The 17,053-nt window shown below is 67.9% G+C and carries 15 protein-coding genes and 1 riboswitch; of the genes, 6 read left to right on the top strand and 9 right to left on the bottom strand.

Annotated features, from left to right (window positions below):
- The first annotated feature begins 133 nt into the window (after positions 1 to 133).
- Entirely contained in the window at positions 134 to 688 is a 555-nt protein-coding gene (locus SZ55_RS07200) for a cytochrome b (RefSeq protein WP_044403542.1), read from the top strand.
- A 28-nt stretch (positions 689 to 716) separates the two neighbouring features.
- Positions 717 to 1,292, top strand: a complete 576-nt coding sequence (locus tag SZ55_RS07195; RefSeq protein WP_044403540.1) for a YceI family protein — start codon at positions 717 to 719, stop codon at positions 1,290 to 1,292.
- 126 nt (positions 1,293 to 1,418) lie between these two features.
- Here the strand turns inward: SZ55_RS07195 and SZ55_RS07190 are convergent, their stop codons facing one another.
- From SZ55_RS07190 to ahcY, 5 genes are all read right to left on the bottom strand, one after another.
- Positions 1,419 to 3,287 (bottom strand): DEAD/DEAH box helicase, encoded by a 1,869-nt coding sequence (locus SZ55_RS07190; RefSeq protein WP_044403537.1) that lies wholly within the window; start codon positions 3,285 to 3,287, stop codon positions 1,419 to 1,421.
- A 249-nt stretch (positions 3,288 to 3,536) separates the two neighbouring features.
- Complete coding sequence (locus SZ55_RS07185) at positions 3,537 to 4,262, bottom strand: DUF3142 domain-containing protein (RefSeq protein WP_044403535.1); 726 nt, start codon at positions 4,260 to 4,262, stop codon at positions 3,537 to 3,539.
- On the bottom strand, positions 4,262 to 6,460 hold the full coding sequence (locus SZ55_RS07180; RefSeq protein ID WP_044403533.1) for a hypothetical protein: 2,199 nt from the start codon (positions 6,458 to 6,460) through the stop codon (positions 4,262 to 4,264). The genes SZ55_RS07185 and SZ55_RS07180 overlap by 1 nt, the downstream gene beginning before the upstream one ends.
- Before the next feature lie 197 nt (positions 6,461 to 6,657).
- Positions 6,658 to 7,503: a methylenetetrahydrofolate reductase [NAD(P)H] gene (metF, locus tag SZ55_RS07175; RefSeq protein ID WP_044403531.1), complete on the bottom strand. Its 846-nt coding sequence runs from the start codon at positions 7,501 to 7,503 to the stop codon at positions 6,658 to 6,660.
- A gap of 63 nt (positions 7,504 to 7,566) precedes the next feature.
- Entirely contained in the window at positions 7,567 to 8,976 is a 1,410-nt protein-coding gene (gene ahcY / locus SZ55_RS07170; RefSeq protein ID WP_044403529.1) for an adenosylhomocysteinase, read from the bottom strand.
- A gap of 21 nt (positions 8,977 to 8,997) precedes the next feature.
- Positions 8,998 to 9,091: riboswitch (S-adenosyl-L-homocysteine riboswitch) on the bottom strand.
- Between the two features lie 171 nt (positions 9,092 to 9,262).
- On the opposite strand from ahcY, the gene SZ55_RS07165 reads away from it, so the two are divergent.
- The 3 genes from SZ55_RS07165 (at position 9,263) to SZ55_RS07155 (ending at position 10,709) form a co-directional block, all read left to right on the top strand.
- Entirely contained in the window at positions 9,263 to 9,652 is a 390-nt protein-coding gene (locus SZ55_RS07165) for an acyl-CoA thioesterase (protein ID WP_044403527.1), read from the top strand.
- 102 nt (positions 9,653 to 9,754) lie between these two features.
- Entirely contained in the window at positions 9,755 to 10,141 is a 387-nt protein-coding gene (locus SZ55_RS07160) for an MAPEG family protein (RefSeq protein ID WP_044403525.1), read from the top strand.
- Between the two features lie 115 nt (positions 10,142 to 10,256).
- Positions 10,257 to 10,709, top strand: coding sequence for a c-type cytochrome (locus SZ55_RS07155; protein ID WP_044403523.1), 453 nt, complete (start codon positions 10,257 to 10,259; stop codon positions 10,707 to 10,709).
- Here SZ55_RS07155 and ligB read toward each other — a convergent pair.
- The 4 genes from ligB to SZ55_RS07135 all read right to left on the bottom strand — a co-directional run bounded on the left by ligB (position 10,703) and on the right by SZ55_RS07135 (position 15,743).
- A complete protein-coding gene (ligB, locus tag SZ55_RS07150) occupies positions 10,703 to 12,394 on the bottom strand; it encodes an NAD-dependent DNA ligase LigB (protein WP_044403521.1) in 1,692 nt (563 codons plus the stop codon). The genes SZ55_RS07155 and ligB overlap by 7 nt on opposite strands.
- A gap of 183 nt (positions 12,395 to 12,577) precedes the next feature.
- A complete protein-coding gene (gene metK, locus SZ55_RS07145) occupies positions 12,578 to 13,768 on the bottom strand; it encodes a methionine adenosyltransferase (protein WP_044403519.1) in 1,191 nt (396 codons plus the stop codon).
- 16 nt (positions 13,769 to 13,784) lie between these two features.
- Positions 13,785 to 14,786 carry an ArsR/SmtB family transcription factor gene (locus tag SZ55_RS07140; RefSeq protein ID WP_044403517.1) on the bottom strand — a complete coding sequence of 334 codons (1,002 nt, stop codon included), beginning with the start codon at positions 14,784 to 14,786 and terminating at the stop codon, positions 13,785 to 13,787.
- A 45-nt stretch (positions 14,787 to 14,831) separates the two neighbouring features.
- Complete coding sequence (locus SZ55_RS07135) at positions 14,832 to 15,743, bottom strand: LysR family transcriptional regulator (protein WP_044403515.1); 912 nt, start codon at positions 15,741 to 15,743, stop codon at positions 14,832 to 14,834.
- A gap of 105 nt (positions 15,744 to 15,848) precedes the next feature.
- Here SZ55_RS07135 and SZ55_RS07130 point away from each other — a divergent pair, with 105 nt between their 5' ends.
- A complete protein-coding gene (locus SZ55_RS07130) occupies positions 15,849 to 16,967 on the top strand; it encodes a TDT family transporter (protein ID WP_044403513.1) in 1,119 nt (372 codons plus the stop codon).
- Positions 16,968 to 17,053: the final 86 nt, after the last annotated feature.

Here is a 17,053-nt window from a genome sequence, read left to right as displayed (position 1 = left end):
TCGCTAAATTTTCGGCGCGCTGGGTCGTCTTCAATGATCGTATTGCTCGATATTTCAAAGCGACATTTTCTACTTTAATTCGATCTTTTTGCCGCTAGGCTTGTGGCCATTCGTTTTCAAGGGACCCTTCCTGATGCAGTGGCGCAACACTTCCGACCGTTTCGGCGCAATCAGCATTTTCCTGCACTGGGGCGTAGCCCTGGTGGTCTTCGGCCTGTTCGGGCTGGGGCTGTGGATGGTCGGCCTGGACTACTACAGCAGCTGGTACAAGACCGCCCCGGATATCCACAAGGGCATCGGCGTGCTGCTGTTCCTGGTGATGGGCCTGCGCCTGGTGTGGCGCTTCCTGAGCCCGCCGCCGCCGGCACCTGCCAATCACGGCCGCATGACCCGCCTGGGTTCCAAGCTGGGCCACCTGGCGCTGTACGCCGGCCTCTTCGCCCTGATGATCTCCGGCTACCTGATCTCCACCGCCGATGGCCGTGGCATCGAGGTGTTCGGGATGTTCGAAGTACCCGCCACCCTGACCACCATTCCCGACCAGGAAGACGTGGCCGGTGTGGTCCACGAGTACCTCGCCTGGGGCCTGGTGATCTTCGCCGGCCTGCATGCCCTGGCCGCCCTCAAGCACCACTTCATCGATCGCGACGCCACCCTGGTCCGCATGCTCGGGCGCGCCGCCAAATAACGCTGCACCCTCACAAGGAGAAACACCGATGCTGAAGAAATCCCTCGCCGCGCTGACCCTCGGTGCCGCCCTGTTCGCTGGCCAGGCCATGGCTGCCGACTACGTCATCGACAAGCAGGGCCAGCACGCCTTCGTCAACTTCAAGATCAGCCACCTGGGCTACAGCTGGCTCTATGGCACCTTCAAGGACTTCGACGGCACCTTCAGCTTCGACGCCAAGGCGCCCGAAGCCAGCAAGGTGAAGGTCGAGCTGAAGACCGGCAGTGTCGACACCAACCATGCCGAGCGCGACAAGCACATCAAGAGCGGTGACTTCCTGAACGTCAGCAAGCACCCTACCGCCACCTTCGAGTCCACCGGTGTGAAATCCACCGGCGAAGGCACCGCCGACGTGACCGGCAACCTGACCCTCAACGGCGTGACCAAGCCGGTGGTGATCAAGGCCAAGTTCATCGGCGAAGGCAGCGACCCGTGGGGCGGCTACCGTGCCGGCTTCGAAGGCACCACCACCCTGAAGCTGAAGGACTTCGACATCCAGAAGGACCTCGGCCCGGCTTCCCAGGAAGTCGAGCTGATCATCTCCTTCGAAGGTGTACGCAAGTAACCTTCCCCAGGGAAACAGAAACGCCGGCGCAAGCCGGCGTTTCTGTTTCTGGCAGTTGGCCTGGCGCTACCGGGCACTGCACATGAAAACGCCGGCTTTGGCCGGCGTTTTCAATGGGGCTTGCTGTCAGCGGTTGCGGGTCAGCAGGGCGGGTTTCTCACCGCGCGGCCGGTTGCCGTTGCTCAGCTCATCCAGTTGCTCCGGCGTCGGGAAACGGTCGGCGCGGGATTCCTTGTGGATGATCTTCGGGGCTGGCTTGCGCGGCTCCTGAACGGCCGGCTCCTCGCGACGACGGGGTTCTTCCCGACGCCCCTGGTTGCCGCCGCCCTGGGCGCGCTGGCCGCCACTGCCGCCACGGCGCTGGCCATTGCCACCACCGCTGCCGCCGGCGCCACCCTGGTTGCGGGCGCGACCGCCATTGCCAGCGCTGCCGCCGCTGTTGCTGCGGGCACCCTGGCCTTGGCCTTGACCATTGCCGCCGCGACGGCCGCGGCCCTTGTCCTGGTACGGGCTGACGTAGTCGGCGCGGTTGCCGAAGTTGTCCACGTCATCGTCCAGGAACTCTTCCGGGTCGCGGTCCCTCGGGACCGGCGGGGGGCCGGCAGGGCGGGAGTTCTGCTTGCCGGCCGGGTTCGCCGACTGCTGCTGCGGTTGGGCGCCGTCCGCCTTGCCCTTGCCTTTGCCACGGCGCTTGCGGCTCTTCTTGGCCTTGCCTTCGCCATCGGCGGCAGCCGCCTGGGCGGCCTGGGGCTTGTCGCCGTTGCTCGGCTCGCGCTTGGGCTTGTCGGCGCGGGGCTTGCGCTCCGGCTTCGGCGGGCGGGCCTCGGGGCGCTCGGCCTCGACGGTGGAGGGGTCGAAGCCCTGCAGGTCGCCGTCGGGGATGCGCTGCTTGGTCAGGCGCTCGATGGCCTTGAGCAGTTTCTCTTCGTCCGGGGCCACCAGCGAGATGGCCTCGCCACTGCGACCGGCACGGCCGGTACGGCCGATGCGGTGGACGTAGTCTTCCTCGACGTTGGGCAGCTCGTAGTTGACCACGTGGGGCAACTGATCGATGTCCAGGCCGCGCGCGGCGATGTCGGTGGCCACGAGGATGCGGATGGCGTTGGCCTTGAAGTCGGCCAGGGCCTTGGTGCGGGCGTTCTGGCTCTTGTTGCCGTGGATCGCGGCGGCCGGCAGGCCGTGCTTGTCCAGGTACTCGGCCAGGCGGTTGGCGCCGTGCTTGGTGCGGGTGAAGACCAGCACCTGCTCCCAGGCGCCGACGGTGACCAGGTGCGCCAGCAGGGCGCGCTTCTGGTTGGCCGGCAGGCGGAACACGCGCTGCTCGATGCGTTCGACCGTGGTGTTCGGCGGCGTGACCTCGATGCGCTCGGGGTCTTGCAGCAGCTTGTTCGCCAGGTCGGTGATGTCCTTGGAGAAGGTCGCCGAGAACAGCAGGTTCTGGCGCTGCGCAGGCAGGCGCGCGAGGACCTTCTTGACGTCGTGGATGAAGCCCATGTCGAGCATGCGGTCGGCTTCGTCCAGCACCAGGATCTCCACGTGGGAGAGGTCGATGCTGCCCTGGCCCATCAGGTCCAGCAGGCGGCCGGGGCACGCCACCAGCACGTCGACGCCCTTGGACAGGGCCTGCACCTGGGGATTCATGCCGACACCGCCGAAGATGCAGGCGCTGGCCAGGGGCAGGTCGCGCGCATACACCTTGAAGCTGTCGTGCACCTGGGCAGCCAGCTCGCGGGTCGGGGTCAGGACCAGTACCCGGGCCTGGCGCGCGGCGCGGCGGTGGGACTTGTCCGGGTGACCGTTGGGGAAGAGGCGTTCGAGAACCGGAAGGGCGAAGCCCCCGGTCTTGCCAGTGCCAGTCTGCGCCGCAACCATCAGGTCGCGACCTTGCAACACGGCGGGAATGGCCCGCTGTTGCACGGGAGTGGGCTGGGCGTAGCCGGCGGCTTCCACCGCGCCGACTAATGCCTCGGAGAGACCGAGGGAGGCAAAGGACATGGATGATCCTGTCTAGTTAGGGCTGGGCCCGGGGGACTTGTCAGCCTGGCGAGGTACTGGACGAAAAATGCTTTTCGTACAGGCCTTAGCAGCCGCTACGGGGAGCGCGGTGCCGTCCGGTCCCACTGGCGGAATGGAGGGCCAGTGTCCGGGCGAATGCCTGGCGGGAGCGCGGAGTATAACAGAGGCTTTCCCGTGTGCAGCCCATTCAACCGCTCAACGGTTCGACCGATTCACATCCCGGCGCGTTCAAGGATTCAGTAGGAACACCACATAGCCCCTGAACCAGGGGCTCGCTGCCAGGTAGTCGGGTGCCTGCCATTCACCGTTCTGCACCAGGCCGATGCGGAACGGCAGGCGCAGGCGTGCCACGCGCGGCAGGTAGCGGCCGTACTCGGGGATGGTGTGGCGGCCCTGGTAGGTCTGCACCACCACTTCGTCCACCACCAGGGCCAGGCGGTTGATCACCTCGGGGTCGCCGTTGCTGCCCCAGTCCAGCAGGCCGGTGATGCTCAGGCGGTATTCGGGCGGCAGGCGCTGGCGCAGGCCCTGGAGGAAGTCGGCGTACTCGGCCAGGTAGAGGGTGCCGGCGTCGAAGTCGATCTGGATGCCGGTGACGGTGTTGCCGGCACGCTTCCAGCGTGACAGCTGGGCCAGCAGGGTCCGGTGCACGTCCTCGGTCCAGCGCAGGGTGTGGGCGCGATAGACCACCCAGATTTCGCCCTGGCGCAGGCGTGGCACGGCCATGCCCTGGGCGATGAAGCGCGCCGCCGGATCGCCCGCGCGGCGCGGCCCGTCGATCTGGCCCTGGAGGATATAGAGGGTCTTGGCCTTGGCCAGCAGGGGTTGCGGGCGCACGCCGCTCCACAGCCAGAAGGCATCGTGGGCGGCGGCGTCGACCCGCTCGCTGGCGCCGAGCAGCGGGCTGGCCAGGATCAGGCCGAGGGCCAGGAGCCTGGCGAACCCGAGGGGCATCACCAGTAGTACTTCAGCGCCTCGGCCCAGGGGCTCTTGGCGTAGCGCGTCTTCAGCGCCTGGAACCACTGCTTGCGCTGGGCCTTGCTGATGTCCTGGCCGTCGCAGGTGTTGTAGCCGGCGGGGGCGTAGCAGTTCACGGCGCGGTACAGGGCGTAGGCGCGGTCGTCATCGCTGGCCTTGGCGTCGTCGATCACCGCCATGTAGCCGACCAGGCGCGAGTACGGCTTGCCGGGGAACTGGCTGGCCGAGCCGCCCAGTTCGTCCTTCGGCGGCTGGGTGTTGAGGCTGAAGCCGTCGAAGCCGTTGGTGCGGATGAACTCGCCGAGGCAGTTGCCGGCCTGGGCGTCCTTGGCGTTGCCCTGCAGGCGGGTGGTCACCTCGGTCAGGCTCGGGCAGGCATAGCCGTCCTGCTGGCCGCTCCAGGCGAACCGACCCACCGCCAGCTCGTTGCCGTCCTCGACCTTGGGCGTCGGGGAGGGGATCAGCGGCTGGTCCTTGAGGAAGGCGGCGTAGTCGCCGAACACCAGGTCCTTGTAGAGCAGGGTGAACAGTGCGGTGTCGCGTTCGCGCTGCGGCGCGGTGCTGTCCACCGCCTGGCGGCGCAGCAGGTCGGCGGAGGCGACGTTGCGCAGGAGGATCTCGCGGATCGGTGCGGTGCGCACCGGCGAGTCGGCGGTGAACAGGGCATCGACCTGGCCCGCACGGGAGCGGTTGAGGGCGATGGCCAGTTCCAGCTGGCCGCGCTGCAGTTCGCTGGGCTGGCGTTGCAGCAGGCGCTGCCAGAGCGCGTAGGCGCCTTCGGCATCCCCCTTGGCTTCCAGGGCCAGGCCGCGCAGGGTTTCCTGGCTGAAGGTGACCAGGTCCAGGCGCGCCTGCGGGTCTTCCGCCGGCAGGGCCGCCAGGGCCTTGGCGGCATCGTGGCCCCGGTAGAAGTGCCAGGCGGCGACCAGGTAGGCGTGCAGCGCCGGGCGGTCGGCGAAGCGCTGCTTCTGTGCCTGCAGTTGCTCCAGGCTGATCAGCGGCGGCTCGCCTTCGGCCGGGCGACGCAGGCGCATCAGGTCGGCCATGGCCAGCAGGGCGGTGTCCTGCAGGTCCTCGGGCTTCAGCGCGGGCAGCAGCTTGACGTCCAACTCTTCCACCAGCTCGGGCAGGCCGAGGTTGCGCTTGGCGTCGTCCTGGGCGAACTGCCAGGCGAATTCGGCGGCGAAGCGACGGTTGTCGTCCAGTAGCCAGTAGATGCGGCGCAGCAGGCCGCGTGCGGAGGCGGCGTAGGCGCCTTCCGGGTAGGCGGCGAGGTAGGCCTTGAATTCGTTGTCGCTGGCGTCCAGCAGGGTGCGGTCCACCTTGGCCAGGTCAGGGATGCCGTATTCGTCGAACGCACCTTCCTGGGCCTGGTTCAGCGAGACACGGGCCTTCAGGTACAGGGCGGCTTCCTTGATCCAGGGCTGGGGGCTGTCGGCCAGTTGGGTGAAGCGCTCGCGGGCTGTGCCGAAGTCACCCCGGTAGAAGGCGTCGGCGCCCGTCAGGTAGGCGAGGTACGCCTGGCCGTCGGCGGAGGTGACGGTACCGGCGGTCGGCAGCACGTCGGCCGGTTGCGGGTCGCCTTCGCCACACACGGTCAGCAGGTTCACCCGGCTGATGGCCAGGGCCTTGCGCTCTTCGGCAGACAGGCTGCTGGTGCTGGCCAACTGCTCGACGAAGGCCTGGGTGGTGTCCAGGTTGTTGGTGCGGCAGCGGCTGCCTTCGCCTTCGGCGAACTGCTGTTCGGCCAGGGCGCCGTCCTCCAGCTTCACGCCGATCTGCTCCAGGGCCAGGGACAGGTTCTCCACCCGCGGCGAGACCGACTCGGTGGCGGTGGTGTCCACGTCCGTCGGCGCCTCGGTGGCTTCGCTCTCCGGGGCGGCCGGGTTGAGCATGTTCAGGGCGAAGGGCGCCTGGGCGTAGCCGCCTTCGTAGTCACTGGATGCTTGCAGCGGGCTCGGCAGGCTCAGGCGGCCCGCATCGGCGAGCAGCAGCTTGAGGTTGGCGCGGCTGTCGTTGCCCGGGCTGAGGAAGGGCAGGTTGCTGCAGGTGTTCAGGTTGTCTTCCACCAGCGCCCAGGTGGGGCTGCAGAAGAAGTCATAGCTGGCGTGTGCGGCAGGGCTGGCGAGCCCGCCGAGGATCAGCAGCGGGAGGAGGCGTGGCGAGGTCTTCATGGCATCGTCCTTGGAAGGAGGGGCCGGTGCGGTTCCGCCACCGGCCTTGGTCTCTAACGGGTTCTCTAAACGCTACCTGCGTTGTCATCGCCGCGTTGAGAACAGGCTCAAAGTGCTCATTCGCGCCGGATGAATTGCGCGCTTTTGCCTGTGCCTGCCTGTGCGCCGATGGCCTCGCCCGGGTTTCCGGATGCGCCCTAGCGCGGCAGCTTGAGGTTGTTCCAGATCGCGAGGCTGGGCTCGGCCTGGTTCAGGGTGTAGAAGTGCAGGCCCGGGGCGCCGCCTTGCAGCAGACGTTCGCACATCTCGGTGATCACCTGCTCGCCGAAGGCCTGGATGCTGGCCGTGTCGTCGGCGTAGGCCTCCAGTTGCTTGCGCACCCAGCGCGGGATCTCCGCGCCGCAGGCGTCGGAGAAGCGTGCCAGCTTGCTGTAGTTGGTGATCGGCATGATGCCCGGGACGATCGGGATCTCGACGCCTTGCTGGCGGACGCGATCGACGAAGTAGAAGTAGCTGTCGGCGTTGAAGAAGTACTGGGTGATGGCGCTGTCGGCACCGGCCTTCACCTTGTTGACGAAGTGCTTGAGGTCTTCTTCGAAATTGCGTGCCTGGGGGTGCACCTCGGGGTAGGCGGCCACTTCGATGTGGAAGTGATCACCGGTCTCGGCGCGGATGAATTCCACCAGGTCGTTGGCGTGGCGCAGCTCGCCGCTGGCCATGCCCATGCCGGAGGGCAGGTCGCCGCGCAGGGCGACGATGCGCTGGATGCCGGCATCCTTGTAGTGGGCCAGCAGGGCGCGCAGTTCGGCCTTGCTGTCGCCGACGCAGGACAGGTGCGGGGCGGTCGGCACCTGGATCTCGCCATCCAGTTGCAGCACGGTCTGCAGGGTGCGGTCGCGGGTGGAACCACCGGCGCCGTAGGTGCAGGAGAAGAAGTCGGGTTTGTAGCCGGCGAAGGTGCGGGCAGTGGCCAGGAGTTTCTCGTGGCCGGCCTCGGTCTTCGCGGGGAAGAATTCGAAGCTGTAACGACGGTCTTGGGACATGGAAAGCAGTCTCTTTCCAGCGGCAGGCCGCGGACCGCGTGTGCGGTCCACGGCCTGGGGCTGTCAGTAGCGGTAGGTGTCCGGCTTGAACGGGCCTTCGACAGTGACGCCGATGTAGTCGGCCTGCTGCTTGGTCAGTTGGGTGACCACGCCGCCGAAGCCCTTGACCATCTCCAGGGCCACTTCTTCGTCCAGCTTCTTGGGCAGGACTTCCACGGTCAGGCGCTCGGCTTTCTTCTCGGCAGAGAGGTCGGCGAACTTCTGTTCGAACAGGAAGATCTGCGCCAGTACCTGGTTGGCGAAGGAGCCATCCATGATGCGGCTCGGGTGGCCGGTGGCGTTGCCCAGGTTCACCAGGCGGCCTTCGGCCAGCAGGATCAGGTAGTCGTCGTTGGCCGGATCGAAGCTGCCGGCGCCGGTGCGGTGGATCTTGTGCACCTGCGGCTTGACCTCTTCCCACGCCCAGTTCTTGCGCATGAAGGCGGTGTCGATCTCGTTGTCGAAGTGGCCGATGTTGCACACCACGGCGCGCTTCTTCAGGGCCTTGAGCATGTGGGCGTCGCAGACGTTGACGTTGCCGGTGGTGGTGACGATCAGGTCGATCTTGCCCAGCAGGGCGGCGTCGATGCTGGCTTCGGTGCCGTCATTGATGCCGTCCTTGTAGGGGGAGACCAGCTCGAAGCCGTCCATGCAGGCCTGCATGGCGCAGATCGGGTCGATCTCGGAGACCTTCACGATCATGCCTTCCTGGCGCAGGGACTGGGCGGAGCCCTTGCCCACGTCGCCGTAGCCGATCACCAGGGCCTGCTTGCCGGACAGCAGGTGGTCGGTGCCGCGCTTGATGGCGTCGTTCAGGCTGTGGCGGCAGCCGTACTTGTTGTCGTTCTTGCTCTTGGTGACCGCGTCGTTGACGTTGATCGCCGGGACCTTCAGGGTGCCCGCCTTGAGCATGTCCAGCAGGCGGTGCACGCCGGTGGTGGTCTCTTCGGTGATGCCGTGGATCCTGTCCAGCATCTGCGGGTACTTCTTGTGCAGGATCTCGGTCAGGTCACCGCCGTCGTCCAGCACCATGTTGGCGTCCCAGGGCTTGCCGTCCTTGAGGATGGTCTGCTCGATGCACCACTCGTACTCCTGCTCGGTCTCGCCCTTCCAGGCGAACACCGGGATGCCGGCGGCGGCGATGGCGGCGGCGGCCTGGTCCTGGGTGGAGAAGATGTTGCAGGACGACCAGCGCACTTCGGCGCCCAGGGCAACCAGGGTCTCGATCAGGACGCCGGTCTGGATGGTCATGTGGATGCAGCCGAGGATCTTCGCGCCTTTCAGCGGTTGGCTGTCGGCGTACTTGCGACGCAGGCCCATCAGGGCCGGCATCTCGGACTCGGCGATGGTCAGTTCCTTGCGGCCCCAGTCGGCCAGGGAAATGTCGGCGACCTTGTAATCGTTGAAATCGGCAGGCGTGATGACAGCGCTCATGCGAACTCTCCATTCGTTGGGTGCGAATGGGCGCCGTTGATGCGTTTGGGGAACGCCCCATCCGAGCCTGACAGGCGCCATCGAAGACAGCCCTGCTGCAGCGCCCCTCGGACAGGTGGCGGGAACGGCCCGGTGGGCCGTTTGAAGCGGTGGAGATTATAGCGGCCCGAACGGCACTCCCCAAGGCTTTCCGTCTGCTGCTATCGAGGCGATTGAGTGCGTCGCTTGGACGAGCCGACAGCGCCCTGCGATCATCGCGCCGTCACTCGCCAACCGGAGGGATTCCATGAATTTCCACACCCGCAAATGGGTCAAGCCCGAGGACCTCAACCCCAACGGCACGCTGTTCGGTGGCAGCCTGCTGAAGTGGATCGACGAAGAGGCCGCCATCTACGCCATCATCCAGCTGGGCAGCCAGCGGGTGGTGACCAAGCTGATGTCGGAGATCAATTTCGTCAGCTCCGCGCGCCAGGGCGACATCATCGAGCTGGGCATCACTGCTACGGAGTTCGGTCGTACCTCCCTGACCCTGCGCTGCGAAGTGCGCAACAAGATCACCCGCAAGAGCATCCTCACCATCGACCGCATGGTCTTCGTCAACCTCGGCGACGACGGCAAGCCCGCTGCCCATGGCAAGACCGAGATCACCTACATCCGCGACCAGTTCAAGGAATAGCGCCGGATTGGCCGCCGTGCCGCGACCCCGGTTGCGGCGGCCATGGACAGCCCCGGCCAGGGCTGGGAGGCTCCGCGCTCCCCTTCCTGACTGGAGCCTGCCATGACCCTTGCCTACTGGTGCCTGCTGATCGCCCTGTTCCTGCCCTACCTCTCCACGGGGGTGGCGAAGTTCACCGGGGGGGACTTCGGGCCGCGGCAGAACCACGACCCGCGCACCTTCCTCGCCGGCCTCACCGGCTGGCGCAAGCGTGCCGACAACGCCCAGCACAACGCCTTCGAGGTCACGCCGGCCTTTGCCGCCGCGCTGCTGGCCGCTCACCAGATCGGCCAGGCGCCGCAGCAGACCCTCGACCTGCTGGCCGTCGGTTTCGTGGTCAGTCGCGTGGTGTATTTCGTCTGCTACCTGGCGGACTGGGCGCTGCTGCGTTCGCTGGTGTGGTTCGTCGGCATGGCACTGATCGCCGCGTTCTTCTTCGTGTCCGCCTGACGGGCGACGCCGCCGGGCGGACAGGGCTGCGACAAACTGTCGCCACCCTTGGTATTTGCCCGGCGGGTGTCGATACTGTGCGCCCCCGCCGCCAGCTGTTCGGTGCACCGCTCCCATGAAGACGATCCCTGCCCTGATCCTGCTTTCCGCCTGCCTCGCCCTGACCGCCTGTGGCGGTGTCGATCCCAACTCCCCGCTGGGCAAGCGCCAGGCACTGTTCAAGCAGATGCTCCATGTCAGCGAAGACATGGGCGGCATGCTGCGTGGCCGGGTGACCTTCGACGAGCAGAAGTTCGCCGACAACGCCAAGCAGCTGGACCAGTTGGCCCATCAGCCTTGGCAGCACTTCCCCCAGGTGCGCCAGGATGAGCACGGCAGCGATGCCCGTGACGAAGTGTGGCAGCGCCAGGAGCGCTTCCAGACCCTGGCCCGCGAGCTGGAGGCCGCCACCGGCCAACTGGCGACCGCCACGGCCAACCGCCCGCTGCAGCCCCAGGCCATGGCGCCGCTGGTGCAGAAGGTGGAAGACGCCTGCGAGGCCTGCCACAAGGAATTCCGCGCCTACTGAGCCGGCGCGAAACCCTCCACGCCCGCCGCTCCCAGGCGGGCGGCCAGGTCGGCGACCTGCGGATGGTAAAAGAACGCCTTTAGCTGCGCGGCCCGCTTCGGGCCCACGCCAGGGCGCTGTCGCCAATCGGCCTCATCGAGCGCGGCCAGCGCTCGCCAGTCTGCTCCTTCAGCGACGCTATGCCCCGGTGGTGCCCCCAGTGCCTTCAGCCAGTCGGCGAATGGTCGGCTCAGGGCCCGCTCACGGGCCTCGTGGAAGGCCTGGCTGCGCGCGTGGGAAAAGCCCGGCACCGTGTCGAGGCGGGTGGTTTCCAAGTCCAGCCAGTCCAGCAGCCCCTCCAGCGTTCCGGCCTGCAGCAACTGTTCCCAGGTGCCGGCGCCGATGCCGCGCATGTCCAGCCCCTGCTTGCCCGAGAGCCAGTCCAGGCGGGCGAGAAACTGGGGGCGACACATGGCCTCCGGCGTCCAGCAGCTCAGGGGGTGGAACAGGGCCGGGTCGGGCGCCTCCAGTGCCGGGCGTTCCACCGCGCGGGTCACCACCGCGTCCACCCTCGGAATGGTCAGCCCGGCCAGTGCGACCGCGACCCGATCACCGGGGCGGACGTCCAGCGCTTGCCAGCGTTCCAGGGAGCCCAGGCCGACACGCTGGATGCGTCGGTCCTCCAGGGTGACCGGCTCCAGGTACAGCAGGGGTGTGATGCGCCCGGTGCGGCCGATGCGGAACTCCACCCGGCGCACTTCGGCCAGTGCCTGGGCGAAGGGGTACTTCCAGGCCACTGCCCAGTGGGGCGGTCGTGGCTCCCAGGTGTGTGGTGCCGGCGCGCGACCCTGGCGCACCACGATGCCGTCGCTGGCGAAGAGCAGGGGTGAGCGGTACCACTGCTCGCGCAGCTTCTCGACCTCGGCGGCGCTGTGCACCGGGCGGGTCAGCCGACGGGTGTCGTCCAGGCCCAGCTGCGCCAGGCGATCGAGCCGCGCCGCCATCTCGGGCGGGCCGCCGGGCCAGTCCCAGACGAACAGGCCAATGCCTGCTGCGTCCTCGTCACTCAGTCGCTGGCGAGCCATCAGCCCGGCGACCCGTCCCCGCGCACCCTGGCCGCCTGCTTGTGCCTGCACGTGGCCGGGGCGCTTCCAGTACAGCTCGCCCTGCAGGACCTGCCGCCCGGCCAGTCCCGGCAGCTCGGTGGGGACCGCCGGCAACTGGCGGGCGCGGGCCGTCCAGTCTTCGCCCTGGCGCCCGTCGCCCCGGCTGATCGCCTGGGCCAGGTGGCCGTCCTGGTACACCAGGGTCACGGCCACGCCGTCCACCTTGGGTTGCACCCAGAAGTCCTCGCGCCCCCGCATCCAGCGGGCGAGGGCGCTGGCATCGGCCAGCTTGTCGAGGCCGGTCTGGGGCACCGGGTGCAGCTGCTTGCCGCCGGCGCCGTCGAGCGGATCGGGCGGGGCGCCCGCCCCGTTGGGGAAACACCGGTCGAGTCGGTCGCGTTCGGCCAGTGCCTGGTCGTACAGCTCGTCCGCCACCGGCGAGTGACCTTCGAGGTGATAGGCCTGGTTCCAGGCGGCGAGTTGGGTGTCCAGGGTGGTGAGTTCCTGGCGGGCCTTGTCTGCAGGCCAGTCGGGGCAGGAGGGGGTGGCGAAGATGGCGACGGGGAAGGTCAGCAGGAGCAGCAGGGCGGAGGTGCGCATGGTTCTTCCTTGAACAGGGTGGCTCGGGTGAGGCTGCGAGCCGCCAGTGTCGCCAGGAGTACCGGTAAAGAGGGCCGATTAGGGCGTGGGAAAGCACGCGCGCGGGGCGTGCGATACGCGGTTGCCGAAGGCCGTAAACGAAAAAGCCCCGCACGATGGCGGGGCTTTTTGCTTCGCGTCGGCTTAGAGGCCGGCGGCGGCACGCAGGGCGTCGACCTTGTCGGTCTTCTCCCAGGTGAAGGTGCTGAAGGTGTCGTTGCCGACGGTCTTCTGCTGCGGGGTGCGGCCGAAGTGGCCGTACGCGGCGGTCTCGCGGTACATCGGGTGGAGCAGGTCGAGCATCTTGGTGATGGCGTAGGGACGCAGGTCGAAGACTTCGCGCACCAGCTTGATGATCGTGTCTTCGGCGATCTTGTGGGTGCCGAAGGTGTTGATCGAGATGGAGGTGGGCTGGGCCACGCCGATGGCGTAGGAAACCTGGATCTCGCAGCGGTCGGCCAGGCCGGCGGCGACGATGTTCTTGGCCACGTAGCGGCCGGCGTAGGCAGCGGAACGGTCCACCTTGGACGGGTCCTTGCCGGAGAAGGCACCGCCGCCGTGGCGGGCCATGCCGCCATAGGAGTCGACGATGATCTTGCGGCCGGTCAGGCCGCAGTCGCCCACCGGGCCGCCGATCACGAAGTTGCCGGTCGGGTTGATGTGGAACTGGGTGTCCTTGTGCAGCAGCTCGGCGGGCAGGCTGTGCTTGATGATCAGCTCCATCACGCCTTCGCGCAGGTCGGCCATGGATACTTCGGGGTTGTGCTGGGTGGACAGCACCACGGCGTCGATGCCGGCGACCTTGCCGTTCTCGTAGCGGCAGGTGACCTGGCTCTTGGCGTCCGGGCGCAGCCACGGCAGCAGGCCGGACTTGCGGGCCTCGGCCTGGCGCTCTACCAGGGCGTGGGAGAAGCGGATCGGGGCCGGCATCAGCACGTCGGTTTCGTTGCTGGCGTAGCCGAACATCAGGCCCTGGTCACCGGCGCCCTGGTCTTCCGGCTTGGAGCGGTCGACGCCCTGGGCAATGTCCACGGACTGCTTGCCGATGATGTTGATCACGCCGCAGGTGGCGCCGTCGAAGCCGACGTTGGAGCTGGTGTAGCCGATGTCGTTGATTACGTCGCGGACGATCTGCTCGAGGTCGACCCAGGCGCTGGTGGTCACTTCGCCGGCGACGATGGCGACACCGGTCTTGACCAGGGTTTCCACGGCCACGCGGGCGTGCTTGTCCTGCTCGATGATGGCGTCGAGGACGGCATCGGAAATCTGGTCGGCGATCTTGTCCGGATGGCCTTCGGACACGGATTCGGAGGTAAACAGGGAGTATTCGCTCATCTATCGGTTTCCTTTACTACCGGTGGGTGAGGTCGCTTCGCGAGTCCGGTTTGGCGAAGTGCCGCACCTGAATCTGAAAGCCGTTCTTCAAGCCAATGTAGAGGCTCTCGCCGGGCGTGAGCCCCGCGGCATCGGCCCAACGGGCCAAATCGTCCTGTTCGAAGCCCAACCAGAGATCGCCGCAGGCCTCCCTGGCCCAACTCTGGTTGTGGCTGCACAACTCGGTCACCAGCAGGGCGCCGCCGGGTAGCAGGTGGCGGGCCAGCTGTTTCAGGGCCTCGGCCGGGGCGGCGAAATGGTGCAGGACCATGTTCAGCACCACGCAGTCGGCGGCTTCCTGTTCGTCATCCAGGGCGTCGGCGAGCTTCAGCTCGACGTTCCCCAGCCCTTCGGCCTCGCAGCGCAGGCGCGCCAGCTCCAGCATCGCCGGGCTGTTGTCCAGCGCGACCACCCGCCGGAAGCGGCGGGCGAGGTCAGGCAGGAACCCGCCGTCGCCCGGGCCGATCTCCACGGCGCTGGCCGCCTCGGGCAGACGCAGCGCGTCCAGCAGTGCCAGCACACTGTCACGGTATTGCGGCAGTCCTGCGATCAGGTCCTGCTGGGCCTGGAACTTCTCTGCGGTGCGGGCGAAGAACTCGCGGCTGGCGGCTTCACGCCGTGCATGCACCTCGGCGATACGGGCCAGTACGTCGTCCGGCAGCGCCAGGGCGTCCACCTCGACCAGCAGCGCGGCGTGCAGGGCGCCACCCAGGCTGTCGCTACGGGCGATGGCGCGGCGGTAGAAGATCGCGTTGCCTTCGCGGCGCGTCGCCACCAGCCCGGCCTGGGCCAATACCTTGAGGTGGTGGCTCATGCCCGATTGGCCGATGGCGAAGATCTGCGCCAGCTCCAGGACGCCGAACGAATCGTTGGCCAGCGCCCGCAGCACGTTCAGCCGCAGCGGATCGCCACCGGCCTTGCACAGGGCGGCCAGCTCGTCGCAGTCGTCATGGCGGATCTGGGGCACGCGCAGGTTCATGGGGGCGCAGTCTAGTCAGCGCTCCCCCTGCTCGCAATCCCAATATCAAGATTCTTTGATATTGCTGATCGGCGGCGCCTGGCCGTCCAGGGCCAGCGCCAGGAAGGCTGCCGGCGCCGGGGCCAGGCTGCGGCCCGGCAGCCAGAGCACGTGCAGCTCACGCTCGATGTGCAGGTCGTCCACCGTCAGGGCGATCAGGCGCCCCGCAGCCAGCTCGTCTGCCACCGCGCGGCGGGACAGCCAGGCCAGGCCGGGGCCCTGGGCCACCAGGTGCTTCAGGGCCTCGGTGCTGCCGATGGCCAGGCGCGGGTCGGTGCCGAGGCCGTGGGCGTGGTAGGCCTGCTCGATGCTGGCGCGGGTGCCGGAGCCCTCTTCCCGCAGGTACAGCGGGTAGTCGGCCAGGTCGCGGGCCCGCAGGGTGCCCCGTCGGGCCAACGGGTGATCGGGGGCGCACACCGCCACCAGGCTGTCCTGCTCCAGGCGCTGGAAGGCGCAGGCCTGGTGGTCGAATTCGCCCTCCACGAAGCCGAGGGCGATGCGCTGGTCCTGCAGGTCACGGAGGATGCTGCGGGTGTTGCCCACCCGCAGCTCGACGCGTATCTGCGGGTGGGTCTGGTGGAAGCGCGCGATCAGCGGCGGCAGCACGTAGCTGCCGAGGGTGGCGCTGGCGCCCAGTTGCAGCTCGCCGTCGCCCAGCCCGGCGAAGACCTGCAGCTCGCGCTCGGCGGCCTGCTCCAGGGCGAAGATGCGCTCGGCGTAGGCCAGCAGGCGCTGGCCGGCTTCGGTCAGGGTGACGCCGCGGGGCTGGCGATCGAACAGCGGCAGGCCCAGGCGCCCCTCCAGTTCGCGGATTTCCCGCGTGACCGCCGGCTGGCTGATGTGCAGGCGCTCGGCGCCGGCGCTGATGGCGCCGGTTTCGGCGACGGCGAGAAAGACCTTGAGGTGGTGCAGATTCATAAATGAAAGGCATGTCTGGCATATCGAGGATGTATTTTTCGTATAGCACGCCCGGCCGTATCGTGCAGGCATCGTCTGACACGGGACCGCCCGACCGGAGCCGCCATGCCTCGCCCTTTCACCCGCCTCGATCATCCCAGCGCCCTGGTGCGCCATTTCATCCCCGGCTGGTTCGCTGTGACCATGGGCACCGGCGTGCTGGCGCTGGTGCTGGGCAACCTGCCGGGCCCACTGGTCGCCCTGCGTCCACTGGGGGAGGTGGTCTGGGCGCTGGACCTGGTGCTGTTCCTGGCCTTCAGCCTGCTGTTCATCGGTCGCCTGGTGGCGTTCCCGGAAACCATCGGGCCCATGCTGGCGCACCCGGTCCAGTCGATGTTCCTGGGGGCCATCCCCATGGGGCTGGCAACGCTGATCAACGGGCTGGTGCTCTACGGTGGCCCGCGCTGGGGCGAGGCGGCCTATGCCCTGGCCCACGGGCTGTGGTGGCTGGACATGCTGCTGGCCCTGGGCAGCGCCCTGCTGGTGCCGTACCTGATGTTCACCCACCAGCGCCATGCCCTGGAGTCCCTGACGGCGGTGTGGCTGCTACCCATCGTCGCACCCGAGGTGGCGGCGGCCAGTGCCGGGGTGCTGGCGCCGCACCTGGCGCCGGAGCTGGCGCGGCCGCTGCTGGTGAGCGGCTACCTGCTGTGGGGCCTGTCCCTGACCCTGGCGTTCTCCCTGATCACCCTGGTGCTGCTGCGCCTGGCCCTGCACAAGCTGCCGGACACCGCCTTCGCCGCCACCAGCTGGCTGCCCCTGGGGCCGCTGGCCACCGGCTGCCTGGGGCTGATGACCCTGGGCCACGCCGCCCCGGCGGCCTTCGCCGGTACGCCCCTGGAAGGGCTGGGCAGCCTGGCGCCCGCCGTCGGCCTGATGGGCGCGTTCGTGCTCTGGGGGGCCGGGTTCTGGTGGCTGGTGATCGCCCTGCTGTTCACCCTGCATTACCGGCGCCAGCGCATGGCCTTCAACCTGGGGTGGTGGGGCTTCACCTTCCCGCTGGGGGTGTTCGCCCTGGCCAGCCTGGAGCTGCAGCGGCAGACCGACATGGTCGCCTTCGGGGGCTTCGGGCTGCTGCTGGCCGCCGGCCTGGCGCTGGTCTGGGTCCTGGTGATGCGCCGTACGCTGGCCGGCCTGTGGCATGGCGAACTGTTCCGTGCGCCCTGTCTGAGCAGCCCGGCCTGAGGGAAGCTGCGCCTCTTCGACCATCTGTCATTGCCCCGAGCCTGCCCGCTGGGCGAAAATAGCCGCCTTTTTTCGTTCAGCGTCAT

The sequence above is a fragment of the Pseudomonas sp. FeS53a genome (genome assembly GCF_000931385.1).
GTDB classification, from domain to species: domain Bacteria; phylum Pseudomonadota; class Gammaproteobacteria; order Pseudomonadales; family Pseudomonadaceae; genus Metapseudomonas; species Metapseudomonas otitidis.
This window is presented reverse-complemented; position numbering and strand designations above follow the sequence as displayed.